Annotated in this window: 22 protein-coding genes and 4 pseudogenes; 17 read left to right on the top strand and 9 right to left on the bottom strand. The window is 59.8% G+C overall.

From position 1 onward, the window contains the following. Positions 1 to 3 precede the first annotated feature (3 nt). The 4 genes from trbF to EN846_RS31575 are packed head-to-tail and all read left to right on the top strand — an operon-like array spanning position 4 to position 3,116. A complete protein-coding gene (trbF, locus tag EN846_RS31590; RefSeq protein ID WP_128346423.1) occupies positions 4 to 693 on the top strand; it encodes a conjugal transfer protein TrbF in 690 nt (229 codons plus the stop codon). Next, on the top strand, positions 690 to 1,751 hold the full coding sequence (gene trbG, locus EN846_RS31585) for a P-type conjugative transfer protein TrbG (RefSeq protein ID WP_128346422.1): 1,062 nt from the start codon (positions 690 to 692) through the stop codon (positions 1,749 to 1,751). The genes trbF and trbG overlap by 4 nt, the downstream gene beginning before the upstream one ends. Continuing rightward, a complete protein-coding gene (locus tag EN846_RS31580) occupies positions 1,748 to 2,890 on the top strand; it encodes a TrbI/VirB10 family protein (protein ID WP_128346421.1) in 1,143 nt (380 codons plus the stop codon). Before trbG ends, EN846_RS31580 begins: the two co-directional genes overlap by 4 nt. A 1-nt stretch (position 2,891) precedes the next feature. After that, positions 2,892 to 3,116, top strand: coding sequence for a DUF2274 domain-containing protein (locus EN846_RS31575; protein ID WP_112098765.1), 225 nt, complete (start codon positions 2,892 to 2,894; stop codon positions 3,114 to 3,116). A gap of 10 nt (positions 3,117 to 3,126) precedes the next feature. On the opposite strand, the gene EN846_RS31570 is transcribed toward EN846_RS31575, so the two are convergent. Then, positions 3,127 to 4,089: a LysR family transcriptional regulator gene (locus EN846_RS31570; RefSeq protein ID WP_128346420.1), complete on the bottom strand. Its 963-nt coding sequence runs from the start codon at positions 4,087 to 4,089 to the stop codon at positions 3,127 to 3,129. Positions 4,090 to 4,263: 174 nt separating this feature from the next. Here EN846_RS31570 and EN846_RS31565 point away from each other — a divergent pair, with 174 nt between their 5' ends. The 6 genes and pseudogenes from EN846_RS31565 to EN846_RS36460 form a co-directional block, all read left to right on the top strand. After that, positions 4,264 to 4,485 carry a helix-turn-helix transcriptional regulator gene (locus tag EN846_RS31565; RefSeq protein WP_128346419.1) on the top strand — a complete coding sequence of 74 codons (222 nt, stop codon included), beginning with the start codon at positions 4,264 to 4,266 and terminating at the stop codon, positions 4,483 to 4,485. Positions 4,486 to 4,894: 409 nt separating this feature from the next. Continuing rightward, positions 4,895 to 5,554 (top strand): ABC transporter permease subunit, encoded by a 660-nt coding sequence (locus EN846_RS31560; RefSeq protein ID WP_128346418.1) that lies wholly within the window; start codon positions 4,895 to 4,897, stop codon positions 5,552 to 5,554. A gap of 11 nt (positions 5,555 to 5,565) precedes the next feature. After that, positions 5,566 to 6,315 (top strand): ABC transporter permease subunit, encoded by a 750-nt coding sequence (locus EN846_RS31555; RefSeq protein ID WP_128346417.1) that lies wholly within the window; start codon positions 5,566 to 5,568, stop codon positions 6,313 to 6,315. Between the two features lie 60 nt (positions 6,316 to 6,375). Next, on the top strand, positions 6,376 to 7,218 hold the full coding sequence (locus EN846_RS31550; protein ID WP_187331525.1) for a transporter substrate-binding domain-containing protein: 843 nt from the start codon (positions 6,376 to 6,378) through the stop codon (positions 7,216 to 7,218). A 79-nt stretch (positions 7,219 to 7,297) separates the two neighbouring features. Further along, positions 7,298 to 8,551: a CapA family protein gene (locus EN846_RS31545; protein WP_128346415.1), complete on the top strand. Its 1,254-nt coding sequence runs from the start codon at positions 7,298 to 7,300 to the stop codon at positions 8,549 to 8,551. Positions 8,552 to 8,701: 150 nt separating this feature from the next. Then, a pseudogene (locus tag EN846_RS36460) lies at positions 8,702 to 8,866 on the top strand (helix-turn-helix transcriptional regulator); the annotation flags it as partial. 66 nt (positions 8,867 to 8,932) lie between these two features. On the opposite strand, the gene EN846_RS36180 reads toward EN846_RS36460, so the two are convergent. Continuing rightward, a complete protein-coding gene (locus EN846_RS36180; protein WP_245493392.1) occupies positions 8,933 to 9,169 on the bottom strand; it encodes a hypothetical protein in 237 nt (78 codons plus the stop codon). Positions 9,170 to 9,392: 223 nt separating this feature from the next. Between EN846_RS36180 and EN846_RS31535 the strand changes: the two genes are divergently transcribed. From EN846_RS31535 to arsC, 4 genes and pseudogenes are all read left to right on the top strand, one after another. Beyond that, complete coding sequence (locus EN846_RS31535) at positions 9,393 to 9,746, top strand: DUF1403 family protein (protein ID WP_245509008.1); 354 nt, start codon at positions 9,393 to 9,395, stop codon at positions 9,744 to 9,746. Between the two features lie 726 nt (positions 9,747 to 10,472). Then, a pseudogene (locus tag EN846_RS31530) lies at positions 10,473 to 10,688 on the top strand (arsenate reductase ArsC); the annotation flags it as partial. A 4-nt stretch (positions 10,689 to 10,692) separates the two neighbouring features. Then, positions 10,693 to 11,394 carry an MIP/aquaporin family protein gene (locus EN846_RS31525; protein WP_127391780.1) on the top strand — a complete coding sequence of 234 codons (702 nt, stop codon included), beginning with the start codon at positions 10,693 to 10,695 and terminating at the stop codon, positions 11,392 to 11,394. Continuing rightward, a complete protein-coding gene (gene arsC / locus EN846_RS31520; RefSeq protein WP_127391779.1) occupies positions 11,391 to 11,813 on the top strand; it encodes an arsenate reductase (glutaredoxin) in 423 nt (140 codons plus the stop codon). The genes EN846_RS31525 and arsC overlap by 4 nt, the downstream gene beginning before the upstream one ends. Positions 11,814 to 11,991: 178 nt before the next feature. Here arsC and EN846_RS31515 read toward each other — a convergent pair whose 3' ends face one another. Next, positions 11,992 to 12,552 carry a DUF2306 domain-containing protein gene (locus EN846_RS31515; RefSeq protein ID WP_187331523.1) on the bottom strand — a complete coding sequence of 187 codons (561 nt, stop codon included), beginning with the start codon at positions 12,550 to 12,552 and terminating at the stop codon, positions 11,992 to 11,994. Positions 12,553 to 12,554: 2 nt separating this feature from the next. Then, positions 12,555 to 12,785 (bottom strand): hypothetical protein, encoded by a 231-nt coding sequence (locus tag EN846_RS35420; RefSeq protein WP_189523675.1) that lies wholly within the window; start codon positions 12,783 to 12,785, stop codon positions 12,555 to 12,557. 606 nt (positions 12,786 to 13,391) lie between these two features. Between EN846_RS35420 and EN846_RS35415 the strand changes: the two genes are divergently transcribed. Then, positions 13,392 to 13,556: a hypothetical protein gene (locus tag EN846_RS35415; protein WP_187331509.1), complete on the top strand. Its 165-nt coding sequence runs from the start codon at positions 13,392 to 13,394 to the stop codon at positions 13,554 to 13,556. Positions 13,557 to 14,872: 1,316 nt separating this feature from the next. On the opposite strand, the gene EN846_RS31505 is transcribed toward EN846_RS35415, so the two are convergent. From EN846_RS31505 to EN846_RS31495, 3 genes and pseudogenes are all read right to left on the bottom strand, one after another. After that, complete coding sequence (locus tag EN846_RS31505) at positions 14,873 to 15,109, bottom strand: hypothetical protein (RefSeq protein WP_127394198.1); 237 nt, start codon at positions 15,107 to 15,109, stop codon at positions 14,873 to 14,875. Positions 15,110 to 15,567: 458 nt separating this feature from the next. Next, the gene (locus EN846_RS31500) at positions 15,568 to 15,858 is read right to left on the bottom strand and encodes a hypothetical protein (RefSeq protein WP_127394197.1); all 291 of its coding nucleotides are present in this window, start codon (positions 15,856 to 15,858) and stop codon (positions 15,568 to 15,570) included. 601 nt (positions 15,859 to 16,459) lie between these two features. Beyond that, positions 16,460 to 17,093 (bottom strand): annotated as a pseudogene (locus tag EN846_RS31495) (IS1 family transposase); the annotation flags it as partial. 346 nt (positions 17,094 to 17,439) lie between these two features. Between EN846_RS31495 and EN846_RS31490 the strand changes: the two are divergent. Next, entirely contained in the window at positions 17,440 to 18,768 is a 1,329-nt protein-coding gene (locus EN846_RS31490; RefSeq protein WP_127394068.1) for a (Fe-S)-binding protein, read from the top strand. A gap of 263 nt (positions 18,769 to 19,031) precedes the next feature. On the opposite strand, the gene EN846_RS31485 is transcribed toward EN846_RS31490, so the two are convergent. Beyond that, positions 19,032 to 19,946 carry an NAD(P)-binding domain-containing protein gene (locus EN846_RS31485; RefSeq protein WP_187331508.1) on the bottom strand — a complete coding sequence of 305 codons (915 nt, stop codon included), beginning with the start codon at positions 19,944 to 19,946 and terminating at the stop codon, positions 19,032 to 19,034. A 37-nt stretch (positions 19,947 to 19,983) separates the two neighbouring features. On the opposite strand from EN846_RS31485, the pseudogene EN846_RS31480 reads away from it, so the two are divergent. After that, positions 19,984 to 20,211, top strand: a pseudogene (locus tag EN846_RS31480) (NAD(P)-dependent oxidoreductase); the annotation flags it as partial. A gap of 287 nt (positions 20,212 to 20,498) precedes the next feature. Here EN846_RS31480 and EN846_RS31475 read toward each other — a convergent pair. Further along, positions 20,499 to 21,407 carry a LysR family transcriptional regulator gene (locus EN846_RS31475; protein ID WP_127391441.1) on the bottom strand — a complete coding sequence of 303 codons (909 nt, stop codon included), beginning with the start codon at positions 21,405 to 21,407 and terminating at the stop codon, positions 20,499 to 20,501. Positions 21,408 to 21,513: the final 106 nt, after the last annotated feature.

Genomic DNA, 21,513 nt, shown 5'->3' with positions numbered 1-21,513 from the left:
CCAATGAACATCTTTCGACGACCCGCCGTCCACTACGGCAAATCAGCTCAACCGGAGACGCCTTATCAGAAGGCGTCGCAGATCTGGGACGAGCGCATCGGTTCCGCCCGCGTGCAAGCCAGGAACTGGCGGTACATGGCCTTCGGGTCGCTGATCCTCTCGGCTGGCCTCGCCTGCTCGGTCGTGTGGATGGCAGCGCGGGGATCGGCAGTGCCGTGGGTGGTCCAGGTCGATGCGCTCGGACAGGCGCAGACGGTCGCGCCGGCGACTGCCGACTACAAGCCGACCGACCCGCAAATCGCCTGGCACCTCGCCCGCTTCGTCGAGCAGGTCCGATCGATCCCGGCCGATCCGATCATCGTGCGCCAGGATTGGCTGCGCGCCTACGAGTGGACGACCGACCAGGGTGCGGCGGCTCTCAATGATTATGCCCGCGCAAACGATCCCTTTTCCAAAGTCGGCAAGCAGCAGGTGGCGGTCGAGGTCTCTTCGGTCATCCGTGCCTCCACGGATTCCTTTCGCGTCGCCTGGACCGAGCGTCGTTACGAAAGCGGTCAGTTGTCCACCACGGAGCACTGGACCGCGATCCTCACGATCGTGGTCCAGCCGCCGCATGACACCGAACGGCTTCGCGTGAACCCGCTCGGCATCTACGTCAACGCCATCAACTGGTCGCGGGAGATGAGCCAATGAGCCTTGCGCTGCGCGCCGTCGCATTTCCAGCTTTTCGTGGATCCGTACTCGCCTCGGCCCTCCTTTCGGGGTTGGTACTCACCAGCTGTGCCAAGCTCCAGAAACCGCCACAGATTGGCTATGATTCCTACGTGCCGCCGCTGCCACCCGCCCCGGCAGGACCCGCCGAACAGAAACCCAAACCGCCACACATTCCGCCGGGCTGGACGCCAACGATGGGAGGGACGGCTGGCGATACGCCGACTGCGCGCGTCGAGAACGCCAACGCGGCCGCGCGCGTCCAGCCGCGACGCGAGGGATACTACAACGCCATCCAGATATATCCCTGGAGCGAAGGGGCTCTCTACCAGGTCTATGCCGCACCCGGGCAGATAACAGACATCGCTCTTGAGCCCGGCGAGAACCTGACAGGAGGCGGACCGATTGCGGCGGGAGACACCGCGCGCTGGATCATCGGCGATACCGAGAGCGGTTCAGGCGTGACCCGGCGCGTCCATGTGCTGGTGAAGCCCTCGCGCGCCGACATCACCACCAATCTCGTCGTCACCACCGACCGGCGAAGCTACATGATCGAACTGCGGGCAGGCGAAAAGCCTTACATGCCGGCCGTGGCATGGGCCTACCCGGCGCAGCCAACCGATCGGCGGCAGGTTGTTCCTGCCACGCCGATGATCCCGGACACCGTCCAGCGCAACTACCGCTATGGTCTGACAGGTGACACGCCGCCGTGGAAGCCCGTCACCGTCTATGACGACGGCAGGCGCGTCTACGTCGAGTTCCCGCGCGGGATCGTACAGGGCGAGATGCCGCCGATCTTCGTCATCGGCCCGGACGGCGAAGCCCAGATCGTCAACAGTCGGGTCTTCCAAAACATTCTGATTGTCGACCGTCTCTTCGGCGCGGCCGAACTGCGTCTCGGCAGCGGCAACCGACAACAGACCGTGAGGATCGTCCGAACCGACGGGATCAAGAACGATCGATTGCCTTGGATGCCGACCTCGAATTCAGCGTCGAAAGTCACCAATCCACCGAGGCAAAGGGGAGGGGAGCAGCCATGAACGAGAACGAAACGGCGGCCGCTCCCATGCGGCTTCGCGCCGAGCCGCCGCGAGTGACCCGGCTGTCGCGCAAGGTGCTCGCCGGCGTCGCCTTCATCACATCGCTCGGCATTGGCGGCGCACTGATATACGCCCTGCAGACGCGCGAGACAGACCCCCAAGGCGAGGAACTCTTCTCGACTTCCAACCGGCAACCGGCTGATGGGCTGGCCAACCTGCCACGCGACTATACCGGCCCAATCCTTGGGCCGCCGTTGCCCGGAGATCTCGGCCGCCCGATCCTCGACGCCCAGAACAAGGGGCAGCCCGTTGTCACGCCGGCTATCGCGACGCCCACTGTCGACGAGGCCGAACAACGACGGCGAGCGGAAGAAGAGGCGGCACGAACATCGCAGGTCTTCTTCCAGACCGGGGCTGCCGCCGACGCAACGACGGAACATCAGACAAATGTCGCCACGCAGGATCTCGCCGGTCTGGCTCCTGCCGGACAAACGCAGCAGGACCGCCAGCTTGCCTTCCTGAATGCAGCCGCCGACCGCAACACCGTCGCGCCCGAACGCGTCGTGCCACCGGCTTCACCTTATGTGCTTCAGGCAGGAGCCGTGATCCCGGCTGCCCTCGTAACCGGTATCCGTTCGGACCTGCCCGGTCAAATCACCGCCCAGGTGACGCAGAACGTTTACGACAGCCCGACAGGGCGCTCGCTTCTGATCCCCCAAGGCACCAGAGTGATCGGCCAATACGACAGCGGCGTGGGGTTCGGGCAAAAACGTGTGCTGCTTGTCTGGAACAGGCTGATTTTCCCGGACGGCCGTTCGATTGTTCTGGAGCGCCAGCCTGGCGCGGACGGGCAGGGCTATGCAGGCCTCGAGGATGGCGTCGACTATCACTGGGGTGAGTTGTTCAAGGCGGCAGCACTTTCCACCATCCTCAGCGTCGGGGCGGAGGCTGGCTCGTCTGGCCAGGAGAGCGATATCGTGCGCGCCTTGCGCAGCGGCGCTTCCGACAGCGTCAGCCAGGTTGGCCAGCAGATCGTCCAGCGCCAGCTCCAGATAGCGCCGACGCTCGACATTCGCCCGGGTTTTCCCGTGCGCGTTCTCGTCACCCGCGATCTCGTGCTCGAACCTTACGGAGGCTGAAATGGCCAAGCTGAAACTCGGGCCCATCGCCGAGGACAAACCTGTCAAAGTCACGATCGAGCTTCCGGCGCCGCTGCATCGCGACCTGACTCGTTATGCCGAAATTCTCGGACGCGAAGCGGGGCAATCCTCCACCGATCCCCTGCGCTTGATCGTGCCCATGCTCGAGCGTTTCATCGCGACGGATCGCGGTTTCGCAAAGGCAAAGCATGAGCGGAAGGGTTAGTCCGGAGCCGTTAGGAGGAACGGTCAGCACCGCGGGCAGCGGCTTGTATCGGGAGAACAACAGGTCCACTTTGCGCCGCCGGAAAGGCCGACAGGATTGCCTCGAGAGCGACCTCCAACACGTTGGAGAAGACCCTGCCTTTTTGCCAGACCGCAACGTAGTGATAGAGGGCCGAGGGCTCCACCGGCTTTGCCTCCAGCTCGAACGCCGTATATTCGCGGGCGATGATTTCGTTGGTGATGGAAACGCCGAGACCGGCCGAGACGAAGCCGACCTCGTAACCATTGCAATCGTATTCCACCAGTATGTCCGGCTCGATCCCGGCGAAGCGCAGCGCGTTGAAGTTCATTTGATGCGACGCAAACTGAGGGTCGATGTCGACGATCTGTTCCCCCTCCAGGTCGTGTGCCTCGACACATGATTTTTTCGAGAAACGGTGCTTGGGGTGGAAGATGCACACGTTGCGTGCCGACCCGATTGGCGCCCATTCAAACAGCCGGGGATCCAAGGGCAACCTCGAGATTCCAAGATCTGCCCGCCCCGACAGGATATGCTCACCCACCTGCTCGTAGTTTCCCGAAATTGACCGGACACTTGAGGCCGTCTTCGATCGGATAGTCGCTACGACCTTCGGCAACGTCACGAAACCGAAAACGGCGGGTGCGGCAATTGCGATCCGCTGCTTCTCGTCGTTCTTGATCGGGAAGATCGACGCTTCCAGGCGGTCCATGGAAGTCAGGGCCAATTCCACATTGCGCAGGAGCTCCCAGGCTTTCCTCGACGGAATGATGCGGTTGGTCGATCTTTCAAAGAGTGCGATGCCGAGGGCGGCCTCGAGCTGCTTCACGTGCTGGCTGACCGCAGGTTGGCTTATCCCGAGCGCAGCAGCTGCCTGTCTTGTCGATCCGGTCCGCAACACCTGACGAAAGACCTGCAGTTGTCGGAGCTTCAAGCCGCTTTGCAGCAACTCCATTTTGCGCCCTTTTTCTCGAAAACGCCCAGCCACTGTCAATTGACTTGGCGGACCGAGCTGAGAATTGGTTCGGGGCCGAGCTCCTTAAAACTCAAGTCGCCAGCTCCGAATCCATCACCATATAGTCACTATAGTGACTGGTAAAGAGGAGGGTTTGCTTGTGCCTATGCGCGCATGCGCCTTACGGAGATTTTTGGAGCAAACGTTCGTAGAGTCCGGAAGGCGCGCGGCATGACCCTTGAAACCCTGGCAACGGAGGCTGGCCTTGCGTACAGCTACATGGGCGGCATAGAGCGAGGGCAAAAGAACCCTTCCCTCAACGTGGCGGAGAAGATCGCAAAGGTGCTTGAGAGCGATCCGGCCACGCTATTTTGCGCGCCCCCCAAGGCGAAGTAGTCGAACGCGGACTCGGCTAGCGACGTGAGCTCTCATGCCATCGTGAGGATTCTTGCCCTGCGGCACCAATGCAGCTCGTGCAAATGTGCTGGGCGGCGCCGACTGTGGGCATCGCCAGACGTGTCGGGAATTTAATCTCTCAACCTGCACGGTCTTGGCTTGGCCAGACGAGTAGCAGTAACTCGCTTTCAGATTGTTTGGAGGATAGCGTATATAATCTGCCGTTATAGCAAAAATTCTGAAAGTTATAGATTGAATGAACACGCAATGTCGGTAATTTAAAGGAAATCCTGAGAATATATTGCAGGATACTCCTAAGTAGATTTCGCAATATCAGGTCAAAAGCCGCAGATGTGTCGTGGAAAGACGCGGCATATATTGCGAGATTGCGAACCGATGGATGAGTCTCATGGGCGGTTTTGCTGCTCAATTCGCTGCCGCCTTCATGGTTACCGTCGGCCTTGCTCTTGTTAGTGGGTTCCTCGGCACCGTATTCGGCCTGCTGTTGGCCATCTCGAAGGGCACGCCTGCAGCCCGTTTCAGAAGTGTCGTGACGGCTTACACGACCGTGGTTCGCGGTGTTCCAGAGCTCCTCATAATCCTTCTCATCTATTTCGGTGGAACCACCTTCGCCAGCAAACTTGCCGGCAGGTATGTGGAGGTGAACGCTTTCACCGCAGGGGTCATCGCGCTGACCGTTGTCTTCAGCGGCTATGCGACCGAGGCTTTCCGCGGTGCAATCGCGGCGGTACCAGCGGGTCAGACCGAAGCGGCGAGCTCGCTTGGCCTGAAAGCCTGGCAGCGCTGGTTGTTCATAGTTGGTCCGCAGATGCTAAGGCTGGCGCTGCCCGCCTATGGCAATCTTTGGATATCGCTATTCAAGGATACAGCACTGGTCTCTGTCGTCGGCCTGACCGACATCATGCGCGTTGCCTACGTCGGCGCCGGATCCTTGCGTGCGCCGTTGACCTTCTACCTTGCCGCATCCTTTTTCTATCTCTCCTTGACGACGATCACACTGCTGTCGATCCGCTTGGCGGAGCGGCGCTATCCCGCGTTCAGTCGATAGGGGGCGACACCATGAACGTTGGCTTGATGTTCGACGCCCTACGGGTTCTGCCCTCAGGAATCGGTCTCACCTTGATCCTCACAGTCCTGTCGCTGACGGCCGGATTTCTTCTGTCGGTGCCGTTGGCGTTCGCTCGCGCGTTTGGACGCCCGAGCCTCTCATTCGCGGTGCTGGCCTACACCTATGTAATCCGCGGTACGCCGATGCTGGTTCAGCTCTTCCTGCTCTATTATGGTTTGAGCCAGATCGAGGCTGTGCGCGCCAGCGTCTTCTGGGTGATCCTTAAAGACCCTCTCTGGTGCGCCCTGTTCACTTTTTCGCTGAATAGTGCGGCGCACACGACAGAAATCCTGTGCCGCGGTCTCCAGTCCGTGCCGATGGGTGTCATTGAGGCCGCCAAGGCGCTTGGCCTCAAACGCTTGCAGATCGCTCGCCTTGTCACCTTTCCAATCGCTTTCAGGATTTCGCTTCCGGCCTACGGAAACGAGGTCGTGGGGATGATCAAGGGCTCGTCGCTGGCAAGCACGGTAACGCTGCTTGAGATAACCGGCATGGCGAGACAGATGGTGTCGGCCACCTTCGCGCCTTATGAGATATTCATCGTCGCAGGAGCGATCTATCTCGCGCTCACGACGCTCGCTGTGAAAGCCACCCAGTTCCTGGAACGACGGCTTTCGACCGAGGGCACTCCAAAGCACAGACGCAAGGCGCGGCTCCGTCCGACCTTGCCTGACCACGAGATCACGACACTCGTGCCGTGACGCCGCAGCCCTACGGCTGCTTTCCCACCCAAACCAAAAAGAAAGAGGTGCTCCATGCGCATGCCCTTGGCTATTGTCATTTCTGTCGCGTCCCTGCTCGCAGCCTTGCCGACACGTGCCGAAAGCGAGCGAACGATAATAATCGCCACCGAAGGGGCGTCGCCGCCCTGGGACGGCACAGACGCGGATGGCAAGCTTTACGGCTACGATGTCGATGTCGGTCTTGAACTGTGCAATCGCATCAAAATCAAATGTAGCTTCGTGGCGCAGGATTGGGACGGGATCATCCCCGCGCTGCTCGTCGGGAAATACGATGTCATCATGTCCGGCATGGCGATCACGGAGAAGCGCAAGCAGCAGATCGCATTCTCCAGCCCATATGCTAGCGGCTACAACCAGTTCGTCGTGCGCAAAGAGCTTGGGCTCGATGCCGGCGACACCAAAGAGAAAGTCAACCTTTCGACGGTCGGGGACAAGGAGAAGGCAACCATCGAGCGGCTCAGGTCCACCCTCAACGGCAAAGCCATTGGTGTGCTTCGTTCGTCGAATTCGGAGGCTGTTGTGAAACAACTCCTCGGCGATGTCGTGACCATTCGCAGCTATGACAGTCTCGACAACCTGAAGCTCGATCTTACCGCGGGGCGCGTCGACGGCGGCCTCGCCGACTATTTCACATGGCGCGATTTCCTGGAGGCGCCGGGTGGGTCGGTTGCCGTGTTTTTCGGACCCGAGCTGAATGGTGGTCTCTGGGGTCCGGGTGTGGGCGCTGGCATGCGCAAAGACGATACCGAACTGCTCACCAAGTTCAATGCGGCGCTCGACGCCGCCACAAAGGATGGCACCATCAAGGCGCTGAGCCTGAAGTGGTTCAAGACGGACATTTCTCCGGCCCTGCCAAAATAGCCCGGCGATCGGCGGCGAATTCCATGTGGTGCTGGCCGAATGTCGGCGCCTGACCCTTCACGACCATGAGGCGAGTTCCATGAAAGACGCATTTTGTGCGGTTGTAACCGGCCAGTCATTGATCACGCAGGACATCCGTCATGTTCAAGACGAACGGTTCGCGGCGGTTGTACGCTTCTTGCAGCAAGGTGATGTCGTCTTCACCAATTTCGAGTCGACGATCCTCGGCAAACATGGTGGTTGGCCGACCAAAGGCAGGTACTTCGGTTATTCACGGGCTGAGGTCTTGGATGCGTTGCAGGATATCGGGTTCAACGCGCTTGCCTTGGCGAACAACCACGCATTCGATCTCGGTGTTTCTGGCGTCCTCGCGACGCTGGAGGAGGTCGAAGCGCGCGGCTTCCTGCATGCTGGGGTCGGCATCGACAAGACCCATGCCGCGAAACTCGGCCATCGCCATCTAGGCGCCCGCCAGGTCTCTCTTCTTGCGATAGACGCAGGCCCAGGCCCGGCCAACATGTATGCCGAGAACAGCACCGCTTCCCGTCCGGCTCGGCCTGGCGTCAACCGGCTGAAAACCGTTCGGAAGATTGGGGTGCCCAACGGGCACTTCCGAAGGCTGGCAAGGCTTGGCGATCAGTTGCAGAGCTCGCACCTTGAACTCACTAACTACGCGCAACCGGAAGATCCGCCGGAGCTAACGAGTGGGAAGGAGCTGAATTTCTACGGGACTGTGTTCACGCAGGCTGCCGATTTCAGCCGCTTGATCGAGATCGATCAGCCGAGCGCGAATATTCATTTCTCGGCGATCCGGCAGGCAGCAGCGCAAGGCGATTTTGTGATCGCCTATCTGCACCACCACCATTGGGAACCGGGTTGGCAGGACGTGCCGCGCTGGGTGCAGGCATTTGCCCGCACATGCATAGACGCTGGCGCAGACCTCTTCGTCAGCCACGGCGCCCCGGTTCTTCAGGCAGTGGAAATCTACAATGGCTCGCCAATCTTCTACGGTCTCGGAAATTTCCTTTTTCACGTCCATCCGGACGAGGGCGAATGGGATCTTCCGGAGGTCTGGCAGAGCATTGTTGCGGCTTGCCGCTACGATGCGAATGGATCGCTCGAAGGCATAGACCTTCTGCCGGTCGTGATCGGCGAGATAAATGAACGGACAGGTTCCGAGACGGGCAAATTAGCTCCCGTCCCCGCCACCGGACACGTGGCGCGAGATATTCTCGAAGGGTTCGCAAGCCGCTCGCGTGCCTTCGGTACCGGGATCGAAATATCCGGATACTCCGGCAGGATAGTTGTGCCGCCTGCGCGAAAATTCGGCTGACAATCGACAAAAGAACCAGAACCGACCGGGACTGATTTCCCACCCAGTGACCTGTTGGAGCATCGAACGCTTTGTTGAAGCCGAAACGCTCGAGCCCTTCCCGGGCGGCCCAAAAACCAAATATCAGGCGTGACCCCTCACCCTGCCGATATGCACGTCGGCAGGCAGATCGCAACGGTTCGCATGCAGTCGGACGTGTCGCAGGTTCAGCTTGCCCGATCGATAGGCATCACGTTTCAGCAGCTGCAAAAGTACGAGAACGCAAGAAACCGGGTGAGTGCGTCCATGATCTACGAGATTGGCAGGTCGCTAGGCGTCCCCGTCAGTCGGTTTTTCGAAGGCCTTCCGGAGAATAGCGAGAGCGGCCATGAGGCTTCACATCTACCAGTCGATGAGCGCATTGGCTTCATTGCCAGCGCAGAAGGTCGACGCTTGATCGAGCGTCTTGTTCGACTTCCTCCGCGAGTGCGTGCCCGCGTGTCCGCCCTCATAGCCGCAATCGGGAAAGAATTGACCGTCCCACAATGCGATGAAGATCAGGCAGACGGACGGCGAACTGGTGCCGACTAAACTCAAGCTGGTTTGACCGCCGGTTTGGGCACGGTTCGAAAAGGCCAACCGTGCGTTCTACGCCTCCATTAGCCGAACAGTCGCTTCTGAAGAGCAACCTAAAACAAAGACTTCGTCCGAAGCGCCAACAGAGAACTCTAACCAATACGATGTCGCGCCGGCGCGGCTAAGTGGCTGGCAACATTATCATTCGTTTTGTGTATCCGACAAGCTGTGCGTTTTGATGTGAAAATCATGGCACAAACCGCACGCCCGATTTACCCTCGAAAGCATGATTCGCCTCGACCCCGCGACCGCAGCTCCGTCGGTGCCGCCGGCCGTCCCGGCCTGGGCGCTCGCGGCCGATGGTGCCATGCATGACGCAGACGCCGCTTTCCGGGCAGGCGTCGCCCTGGCTGCCCTCGACACGCTGGCCCGGGCGCAAGCCAGCTGGGACGGCGCCTGGCGCCAGCGGCTGGCGCTCAAATGCGCCGCCGCCAGCATGCGGCTCGCGGGTCGCGCCGAGGACGAAGCCGGCCTGTGCGACGCCTGGCAGCTTTGCCCGGCCGGCGCCGATCCCGGTCCTGCCGGCGCCATTTTTGGCGCCTGGAGAGGATTTCGCAAAGGGAAGCATTCCAGGAGCTAAAAATCTCCCGCCTGAAGTTGCTGTGAAGGTGAAGGGTAGCCCTATGCCGCTCGATGACTTTGACACGCGCATTGTGCTATTCGGCCGCGATGCTCGACAGGCGAAAGCTCTGGCAGATGTCCTAAGTAAACGACCCTGGCACAATGTGGCCTATTATCCCGGCACATTCGAAGAGCTGTTGGCTGCGCTATCGGCGAAATAAAGATAGATTTTGAGGATCACCGGTCGGCCGCCGCCGACCGGTAGTTTTCAAGTTTTGGCTGAGACGTTCGTTTCACGTGGAGTGCGACCGACGGACAAACCACTCGTGTCAGGAGCAACGCCGCCGGAGCCGTGCACGAGAACATGGCGGTCGACCTCGAAAGCAGGACTATCAGAGTGAAGGCCGGCCGCGTTGCTCAACAGGCAACTCCGGAAGGACGTCCTAGGACGGAAAGCGCTCCCTTGAGCCTGAGCGTTATATCGGGTCTTCTTCGGCGCAATCGGACCTATGCAATTCCGCGAATGACCCGTGGCGAGCCTATTGCCCCGCGCACTGTGGGCCGGAACCACGGTCTGATTGACGAATGTCCCCGGCGGCTCCAGACTGCGATACGAGGTGTGCCGCTGGGGCGCGATGGCGGCGTGGGCGGGATATATGAGCGAAGCGAGCGACGGGAAGGCCCCCCATCGTCCCTGGCATGGCCTTGCCGCCCGGGCGATGATAGGTCTTGTCGCTCTCGCTCTTGGCCGGGTCAGCCAATGACGGCGCATTGGGGAGTGCCCGATCCGGCAGCGGTGGAAGGCACTGAGGCGGAGAAGCATCTAGCCTTTGCTGATACCTTTCGGATGCTCAACAACCGGATCTCGATCTTTGTCAGCCTGCCTATGAACAAGCTCGACAAGCTCGCTTTGCAAAAGAGCCTGGATGAGATTGGTCGCAACCTGCCCCAGGCAGGTTGAGCTGATGAGCGCCGATTTGCCACGCCGCCTTGTGGCGGAAGCACTGGGCACTGCAGTCCTCGTCGCGACCGTTGTCGGCTCGGGGATCATGGCCGCGAAGCTGACCAGTGACGTTGCCCTGGCCCTGCTCGGCAACACGCTGCCGACGGGCGCCATCCTCGTGGTGCTGATCACCGTCCTCGGTCCGATTTCTGGTGCTCATTTCAATCCGGCCGTGACGCTCGTTTTCGGACTGCGGCGCGATATCACCGCCAATGCCGCCGTGCTATACATCCTGGCGCAGATTGTCGGCGGGATCATCGGCACGCTGGTCGCGCACGGGATGTTCGAGTTGCCGCTCGTCCAGATTTCGACACACGCTAGGACGGGGTCGGGTCAATGGTTTGCGGAAGCGGTGGCCGCCTTCGGCCTGGTCTTCACCATCCTGGCCGGCCTGCGCTTCCGCTCCGATGCCATTCCGTGGCTGGTCGGGCTCTACATCACCGCCGCCTACTGGTTCACCGCCTCGACGTCCTTCGCCAACCCTGCGGTGGCGATCGCGCGCGCCTTTTCCAACACCTTCGCAGGAATCCGACCAGTTGACCTGCCTGCCTTCATCGTTGCCGAAATTCTTGGCGCCGTTGTCGCTCTGCTCGTCGCCGGATGGTTGCTTGCAGAACCGAAATCCTCCCCTGTGGCCAACTCGAAATTGAAAGCCGCCGAATGACGATCACGATCTATCACAACCCCGATTGCGGCACTTCGCGCAATACACTGGCGATGATCAGGCAGTCCGGCGAGGGACCTGAAGTTATCGAATATCTCAAGAACCCGCCGTCGCGCCAGAAGCTCTTGGAACTGGTCGGCCACATGGGCATGACGCCGCGCGAACTGTTGCGCGAGAAGGGCACGCCCTACGCGGAGCTCGATCTCGGCAATTCAAAATGGACCGACGACCAATTGATCGACTTCATGCTCGAGCATCCGATTTTAATTAACAGACCCATCGTCGTCACGCCGCTCGGCGTTGTCCTCGCAAGGCCATCGGAAGCCGTGCTCAGCATCCTCCCTAATCCGGATATCGGTTCGTTCACGAAGGAAGACGGCGAAGTCGTCATCGACGCCCAGGGCCGGCGCGTTGCCTGATCGCGTGCCCGACGACTCCTTGGCGAATGTCGACCAGGAACAGTTTCAGCCGGTCGACCTGCAGGAACTGCTCGAAACCCCGCCCTCGATCCCAAGCCGCGTGTGCTGATGCTCTATGGCTCGTTGCGCGAGCGGTGCAGCGTGAGGCGCGTTGGAAGCCCGACAAGCCGCTCGCCTCTTAGTCTGAATTTGCCGATCTGCCGGTTGCCGCTCGCGAGCGATCGAGCTCCAGGACCACCGGGTGTCGAAACAAGGCGCGCAGGATTATCGGCATTCCGAACGCCGCGGGCAGAATCCAAAATGCAATGGCCGGAAGCTCCTTCCAAAGCGGCAGGTTCTTGCCGTTGTCGACGTAAAATGCGGTGAGCATCACGATGTAGGAGAGGCCCATGCCTGTGAGATGCAGCCTGGGCCACTGGCGCCAGCGTCGCCGGGCGGCGGTGCGTCCGAAACAGGCGGATGCGAAGGAAATACTCCCCAGTGCGAACAGGTGGGAGTTTTCCGCCCAGCGCATGAGCGATAGGGCGCTCATGGTGACGAACACGCCGCACAGGCACCAGAAGTAGATGATGCCGAACCTCGAGTGCCGGCCGCGTCCCTTTTGAGCGAACATCGCGCCAGCGCCGGTGATCACGGCGGCAAGCCCGAACAGGACATGAAGAGCCACGACAGACAGAAACACCGTATCGCGGGACGGAATGGGAATGCCCAGGACGATGGTTTCGCCTTCGTTTGCCATGCTCACTCGCCGCCAGAACCCATGCGCGCAATCGGCGGCCACGCCTCCATCTCCAGGGCATATATATCACGTTCGACCAGCAATACGTTGACGGTAGGCGAACCCGCCGCCTGTATTTCCACAATATTCGAAATTGCCTTGACGGCTTGGCCGGAAATGCCTATTCCTATTTCCATGAAACTCGAACAAGCAGCAAAGCAGCTCGAAGCGCTTGGAAATCCGACGAGGCTCAAGCTCCCTCGAAGGAGATTCTGGCGGAGGGAGTCCCCAAATGGCAAAGGGCCCCCGCTCTAGGTGTGAGCTTTCAGGAGGTTGTCCATTCGGACCGGACCGAGGAGAGAGGCAGCCGGCCAGGACTCCGCTCGCTGGACCTCGCTCCTTGGGCACTGGGCGCATTTTGCGGCGCCTTGGCGAGAGCAGGCGGCCGAGCGGCTCGCTTCGGCATCTGCACATTTTGATGAACCTGCCGGGACTGCGTTTCGCGAGCAGTTGGGTGGGTAGATCAACAGGCATGAATCGTTCAGTGATGATTATGGACGAACACTCCTTGGCGCCGATGCGCAGAGTGTTTGATCCGCTTGAGCCAACCGATGTGACTGCCCGCTAGCGGATGCAGCCGCGGCCCCCGTCGAGGTAACGCCGCTCGAAATTATCATCACCTTTGCGCAAGACGTGGAACGACCGGACTCCCGAGGTTATGCGATGGCTGCGAGCCGCGTGTCTGAGAGCGTGAAAGACGAGCTCCTTCCGAAGGTTCTGCCTTCAGACGCTGACAATATTGGGGCATTTGCCAGCGGGATGTTGGCTGGCCTGCTGCAGGACGCAGCGAGGCATGGGTCTTGCGCCGCTTCGATGAGGCCACCCGCGCGCAGGACGACTTCAATGCGATGCTTCGGCTGGCTTTCGCATTACCGTCCCGCCGTGAGAATTGGGACCGAGTTGCCGCCGCCGGAGCCGTGCACGAGAACATGGCGGTCGACCTCAAGGCAGGACTATCAGAGTGAAGGCCGGCCGCGTTGCTCAACAGGCAACTCCGGGAAGTTAGGTCTGGCTTTCTGAACGGAACGATAACAGCACGGCGGCGCCCAGCAGCGCGGCACCTTTGGACGCTCTCACGGCTCAAAGCTGCGGGAGAGCTCCATCAACTCTCCTTTGTTAGAGATGCCGGTCATGTAGCCCGCGATGATACGCGATGCGCGATGCTCATTCGGCTTGTCGGTTTCATCAGCCACCGAACACCCGGATAAGGAAATTTCGTCTATATGATGTACCCCTCGCCCTGCATCGGGAGGCTCAACGGTCCCGGATCGCCTTGTCACGAATGCGCCTCGGGTTGTAGCCCGGGCCAAAGCATTGCCCGCATTCCGGTCGATCGAACTCGTAACCATTGCGTTCCGCGTAAGACAGCATCGCCAGCTGACCATGAAACAATCGAATAAGACGTAGCCACCAAGTCAAGGTCGGCTTCAGGTCAAACTCGCTCGGGTGGCGCGTCCGGTGGCATCTGTGGCAAACGTTCGGCAGCATCGGGGCAAAATGAGATTGTCGGATTCCAAATCATTTTCCGATCACGGACAAGCCGGTGATCAACGCAGACTGGCGGGAACTGAACTGTCGGTCGCCAGCTCGGGGGGCCGCCCCAAGCGACAACGGCGTTGTGGATCACATTAGGCGCTCGATGGGCGCCTTCAATGAGAAGGCCGGTTCATAGTGAACGAACTGTCACTATCCACAACACATATCATAATGCGTTTCTGTCCCATCAGGGGTTGAAGATTGCCAGACCAATTGATTTCAGGTGTCGACTTTCGAAGGGTGGTCGCGAAGAATCTCAGTCATTGATTTTGTACGCAAATGACAGTTCTGGCTGCGAACCGTTACGTTCGTGTGCGCTATAGAATGCATGCCGCGAACCGCCAGTTTGCGGTCGCGATGAAGAGCGCGATTGTCAGAGACTTGTCCATTCTAAAGGGCGGCCCGGCTTCGGATCTCGTGACGGGAGATGCCTTGGACCGGGCCTAGCTGGTCATAAGGCGGGGTGAGCCCCCTGCCCAGCATTCTTACACGATGAGCGTCATGGTAGCCCAATGCAAGGCCCTGAAAAGCCGAATGGTTAGCCGCACGGAGTAGCCGCCGATGGCCAGCTCCTTGCTCGGACGCGGCCATGGCCGCCAGTGAACAAGTAGCGCAGGCGCCGAAGCCCGTGAAACGGAAAGCGTTGCCGATCGCCGTCCCGATCTCGGCGGCCAGTCGGATAGCAATCTGCCGCACAACCCACCCCTCCATGGCAGTTCAATTGCGCGCTTCCGGATTGCTCCGGCTACCAGCCCACAGCGTTAATCTGGGAAAGGTCTGCGAAGTCGCCATAGATCGTCGAGCCCTTGACGAGTAAACACATGCCGCCGAGGACTTCGAAGAGGGAGCTTGATCCGTTGCAAACCGCGTGGTTCATCACGTTGGTGTGCAGGAGGGTCGCAGTTTGTACCCTGCGATCCTTGGCATCGGCATAGCCGATGCTGATCGCGATTGCGGTTACAGCAATAAGAGTCTTGCTCATAATTAACCCCAAGCAAAACCGGGTTGCCGCCCTCACGCTCAATATAGCACTGGCATAAGATGCTTCCATCCATCGGTTGGATGACTTGGGCTCATCAATATTAACTAGCGAGGTGAATGCGCGACGCGAAAATCGAAGTTGCCCCAACAGAGGACGCGGCGTTCGCCGTGGTCGACATCGATACCCTTTGACGAAACAAAACGACTGGCGCTGATTTTCCCTGGAAGGGTCGCGTCTGCAAAATCTTTTCGAAGCTCCGAACCGGTGAATGGAAGTTCTACTGGCAAACCAGCGCGCTCAATCTCCCGCCGAGGCCATAGCCCCCGCGACTGCCGTGGCCGTCCGATTTGCGCTCCATCGCTTCTGACGGACCGCGTGCCCGTCCAGCATCAAAATTTGATATCAGCCGGACGGGCGAGAGCTGCCGCGCCAACGCCTGTCACGAAGCGACGCGATTGTCAGCGGGCGTTGGCTGATGGAGCCGTCTTGTCCTGCGTGGCCGCCGGCATGTCCTTGGTCGCCGCACCTGTCTGGGTGTCGGTGGCCGGGACGGTATGGTCATCACCCGACAGCGGACTACCCCCGCCAGGCACGTCCTCGCCTGTCGGAGCCGTGTTGTTTATGCCGTTTCGGAACGGCTGGCTGTCGGTCGTCAAACCGCCTGCCTCCGTGGCGGTAAAAAGGTGATCGGCTGCCGACGCAGGGCCGGCGAGCAGCGAAAACGCTGCAATGATGATAAGTGTTCGCATCCCGGTCTCCATTTGTTTGGAGTTCAACGTCCCGACCGATGCGCTACCTTTAGTTGCCCGGCAGGGACGGGCGTCCCTTAACCTCTTCAACGCCGCGCCCTGTCCTTTTATTCCCGAAAAAGCGCTTTCAACGTGCAGTCGGACCAACGTTCCGTCGCCAAGAACATCACGAAAGGCCCTGCCTTACGCCTACTTTCCGGCGTTGATGGCGCGACTCGGCGCATGGAAAGCATCTCGCGCCGCGCGTTAGAGTTCACGAGGAAGACGCCGCTGGTGCCGCACAAGGCAACGTAAGCCATTGAAGGGAAGCACCGGGAAGGAAGTCGAGTTCAATCCGGTGGAACGGGACAGGACGGGTGCAGCAGTCAAGAAACGCTCTTTAGGCCGAGTGACCAGGGCACTCGGTCCTAATTGAGTGAACTCTAATGTTCGAATAAATTAGTCGTAGCGGGGTTTGGGGCTTCTTCCTTTCCCGCAAAGGCCGGCGCGGTGCGATAGATCTAGCAACGAGCGCCCGACTGCGCCGGCCATTTCACGCCCTAACTTGGTCAACGATGGGCTGGCGCCCTCATTGAGCGCTTGCAGACAATTTGGTAGTGTCTCAGTTTGAAATTTCGGCCACTGACTTTTTGTAAGGGCCCCGCTTGCCGGGCTTCGGCGCAACTGCGTCCATCTTCTCGCAAAGGTCTTCCATCGACCAGAGCGTCTTGGACACGCCAGCGGCCATTGCCGGCGTCATTTTCAGCGTCTTGTGCATTTTGATTGTACCAGACGGTGTAGATCGCGACCATGTGGACGTGGTTTTCGAACTTCTTTGAGAAGGCATTGGTAAGTCGCGTGAAGCGGCGGTTCGCCATGCGCATGGTGAGATTGGCGCGCTCGATATGCGACGTGCTGACATGCTCCGGATCGGGATTGCCTTCGACGCGCGTCGTGACCGCGCCAGTGCAGACAGCCGGGCTATAGCGGCGCTCTGGCGACTTGTTGCTTTCCGGCTCGCCGTACTGCTTCACCAGCATGGCGTAATCGATGTCGGCCCCAAAGGCTTCCTCGATGGCGTTGAGATAGGCGCGGTGGCCATCGGTCGTAAGCTGGACGCGGTTGGCAAGACGGTCCTTCACGTCATCCATGAAGGCCAGCGCATATTCGCCGTCACGGCCGCCGACCAGCCACGACACGATAAGCTTGCTGTCGCTATCCAGCGCGGTCCAGGTCCACACGTCGCCAGCGCCTTCGACCGGCTGCTTCATGGTCGAGGGCAGCTTCGTCAGAAGTTGGAATCCCAGTCAGCCTAGGGAACGCCCCCGATGCCAGAGTATTTTGTTGAACAAATGACGGGTGAGACGGTTACTACATGGCGAGTTGTGAGGGCCGAGACACCGGGAGAGGCAGCTCGCGAAGGTACTGGATGTGATGTCAAAGCGCGAACAGCCGAATTCACAGGCCGCGGATCTCGCTTCACGCAGTTTAGTCATCGCGGCGTACGAAAGCCTCGTCCTTCAAGATTGCCGATTTCTATGTTAATTTCCGAGCTGCCAATGCGCGCGTACGGCGCATTCTTAGGCAGGCTCGGAGTCCGCGATGCTCCCGGTGGACGAGACATCCTTCGAGACGGTTCTGGGCGAACGCGTCCAGGATATGCTTGATGCCTGCACGCGATGCGGCAAGTGCGTTGAGGTTTGCCCAAGCGTGGTGCCCGCCGGCATCCCGGAGGCGAAGTCCGAAGACCTCATCGGTGGTATCCTCGATCTTGTCCGCACCGGTAACGGTCCGGAGACGTCGCGCGAATGGGCAGCCTCCTGCATGCTCAGCGGAGAATGCATCAAGGCGTGCGACTACGGCGTCAATCCACGCTTTCTCCTTACCATGGCACGCCTTAGCGTCGCGAAGGCTGACAAGGAGCTTGCTGAACGACGCCGGCAAGGCGTGGAGAGATACCGTGAGGTCAGCCGCGGTGTAACGATGCTGTCGCGTTTGCAACTCGATACGGAGGTCCTGGAACGGCTGGGTCAAAAATCAGCGTCAGTATCCATGCCCACCGAGCCGGCGGACTTTGTGTTCTACACCGGCTGCAATGTGCTCAAGACGCCACACATTGCCTTGCTTGCCCTCGATATCATGGACGAACTCAGCATCAGTTACCAGGTTATGGGCGGTCCCAGCCATTGTTGCGGCATTTCGCAACTCAAGGCCGGCGACGCCGAGATGACCGGTCGCATGGGGTCCAGCTCGATGGAGAAGTTGTCGCACTCCAGGTTGGGACAGGTGATCACCTGGTGTCCGACTTGCTACGTCCAGTTCACAGAAAACATCCTGCCAACGGTGGAACGACAGCGCGGCTCCCGCCCATTCGAGATGAAGCCGTTTATGCGATTCCTCCGCGACCGGCTGGCGCAGTTGAGGCCGCACCTGCAGCACAGGGTCGACATTCGCGTCGCGCTTCACAAGCATCCTGGCGTAGCCGGCGTGGTGGAGGCTGCCACCGAAATCCTAAAGATGGTCCCCGGCATTGAGCTTGTGGAACTGCATCAGCCGGCGGTGGGTCTGCAGAGCGTGCATGTCGGTGTGCTTCCTAAGTTCAAGCGTGAGTTGCAGCTGAGAGAACTTGAAGCGGCGCGTGACGCGGGTGTTGATGCGCTGGTTGCGGTTTATCATTCCGATCATCGCGAACTGTGTGCTCACGAGCGCGATTGGCCATTCCGCATCATCAATATCCTTGAAGTGATTGGTGAAAGCATGGGGTTGCATCACCACGATCGCTACAAGCAGCTCAAGCTCATGCACGACGCCGATCAGATCGTCACCGAATGCAGCGACCTGATCGCAAGGCACTCCCTTGATCCCAATGATGCTCGTGACGTCGTGGTCAGGGTGCTGCTTGGAGACCAGCCGCTTCCACTGAGGGGGTGATAGCGAGCGAGGCGCGAGTGCCGTGGCGGAGCAGCAAATTCGGTCGCTTTTAGTTCCACTAGCGGAACCCCCTGGGGTTCATGGAAAGCTCTTCGAACTTTCTGGGTCGCTGCCTCAGCCGGAACTGCGAGTGCTTATGGATAAAGCGAGACAGCAGATTCGGGTTTAGGAGCATGTGGACGGCAGCTTGGCGCCTCAAACTACGAGACCACGCCCCAGATACCAGTTTGGTCCGACTCCCTGCTCAGGCTGTCGCTCATCATCTAAATCGGCGCCAAGCTCTCAATGTGATCGGCGATGTAAGCCGCGTCACGCCCGACAAAGGACAGGACGGCCGACCGGAACGTTTGCATCCAGTGAAGCCCAAGAAAATAGACTCCCTGACAAGCGGTGACGCCGCGCTGTTGGACAGGAGCGCCGTTAGCATCGATGATCTTCAGATTCACCCAGCCGTAGTTATAGCCGTATCCGCTCGCCCAGATGATCGTGCGGACGTTCTCCTGACTCAATTTCAAGGCGCGCATACTCTCGACCTGGAGAGTCAGGGGTGGCAGCGAGCGGTCCTGCTGGTCCAGTTCCGACTGCATCGCATCCGTAGCGGCCAGATGGTCTGCGGCCTCCAAAAAGCCGGCATAGCTTTTGTCGGCAGCCGCAAGCGTTTCCATAGCGTCATCGGCAAACATTGCTGTACCATCGGCAATCCCAACCAATCGCCCAAGCAAAGTAGCACCCTCAACGCCTAACCGACGCGGATCAAGATCATAGCCCCCGTCCATGCCGGTCAAGATTACCGACGGCGGATGCCTCCTATTGGGGAACGAGTCGATGGTCACGTCGAAGCGGCCCAACTTTTCGTACCACCAGATAAGATCTTGACCACGATAACGCCGAGGCACTCTGCTGTGTCGGCTGACAGCAAGAAACACTTGTCGGCCACTGCGCAACAGTTCATCTGCAATCTGGCAGCCCGAGTTGCCACTGCCTACCACAAGAACAGTCCCCGGCGGCAGCTGTTGAGGGTTTCGGTAGCAAGTCGCATCTATCTGACAGATCGAGGCTGGTACTGCGTGGCTGTATCCCGGAACAATCGGATGTTGAAACGGACCGGTCGCAATAACAACATTGCGCGCCCTGATTCGGGCCTGTGCGATTTTCAGATCTTCACGGTCAGCGAGCACGCGGTCGCTCTGATGCTGGCAGTCCGCTGGTGCGGCGCTCGACGTGTTCGACCAGGAGCCGCCGAAGACCGACGATCCGCTGTTTTCGCTACCCAACGTCTTGTGCACGCCGCATGTCGCGGCCTGGACGACTGAAGGAACTCAGGCCATCGGCTGGCATGCGGCCAAGAACCTCTGGGCGATGATGAGCGGCGAAGGACATGCCGATATCGTCAACCCGCAAGCCAAGCAGCGCAGGAGTGCGCCCTTGCTCAGCGACGTGTGATTCCAGGAGGCTGCGTGAATGCCCAACCCCCTCCTCTCTCGATTGTGGCCACCTGCTTCCATGTTTCGGCATCGGGCCACGTCTCGACGATACCACCTAACCTGAATGTCAGCTCTCGAGGATTCGCAGTCCGAACCCGCCGGTCTTCTCTCGGCCCCGAAGAGGACGTCGAAAGTAGGTGAAGCGTGGCCCGGACGGTGTCGCTGCGCACCTGACGGGTGCGCATACACCGGCAACGCTTACCCCGACAGCCTTAATCCAGTCATCAAGCTGAGTGGCAGGTGCCATCACGACACGTCATACTGCTGCGCCAGCGAGTCGGAAAGCTGGTCAGCAAAACGGGCAGCGGCCACCGGCAGGGTGCGGCCCTTGAGTTGGCCGACATAGAGCATGCCAGCGGGCACGTCGCGCGGGTCGAGCGGCCGGGAGATCATATCACCGGTCATCGTCTGGTGGGACAGGCCAATTGGGAAATGGAAGGTGATGATATCCTCCGAGATAGCGTGGTTGCGCAGGAATTCGAAGCTGTCCGATTGAATCACCGGCTCCAGCTGCAGCGATGACGATTGCGCCCCGATGTCGAGCAGGTAGCGCACGCCGTAACTTGATGTGGGAAGCGCGATTGGATAGTCGAGGCAAGCGCGCAAGCGCACCGTCTCGTGAGAAGCCAGCGGATGATCGGGCCGCATAACCGCATGCACCGGCTGGTGCACCCGCATCAGCGTCATGAAAGCAGCCAGCCGGGTTGGCTCGTAGACGATGGCGATGTCGGCCGTGTGATCGACCAAGGCACGCTCGGCCTCCTCCCGGTCGCGCAGGTGCACTCCGAAGGTCACATTCGGATGTTCCTTGCGGTAGAGTGAGATCTGCATCGGCAAATGGTAGGGCAATAGCGCTTGGCTGCAGGCGACCGCCACATGGCCACGCCGGGCGCCAGCAAGGTCTGCAATCTGCGATTTCACGTGCTCCATATCGGATAACTGGTTGCGCATGTGCTGCACTAGAAGTTCGCCGGCGCTGGACAATCGCACGCCGTGAGGCAGTCGCTCGAAAATCGCAACGCCGAGTTCGGCCTCCATCGCCAATATACGCCGGTTGAGCGCCGTCGAGGTTATGGCGAGCAATTCTGCGGCGGCGCGGATCGAACCGGTCTTGGCCACCACATCGATATAGTGAGCGGAGTTCAGGTAACGCATCGGCAGCCTCCGGCACCACCGCTGCAATTCTTGCAGCAGGCTGAACGAAACATAGCACAAGACAGCAGCACCGTCATCGACATAATTAAACCTGTCGACATATGAG

Source organism: Mesorhizobium sp. M4B.F.Ca.ET.203.01.1.1 (assembly GCF_004791025.1).
GTDB classification, from domain to species: domain Bacteria; phylum Pseudomonadota; class Alphaproteobacteria; order Rhizobiales; family Rhizobiaceae; genus Mesorhizobium; species Mesorhizobium abyssinicae.
The sequence above is the reverse complement of the archived record's forward strand: the minus strand, read 5'-3'. Positions and strand labels throughout refer to the sequence as shown.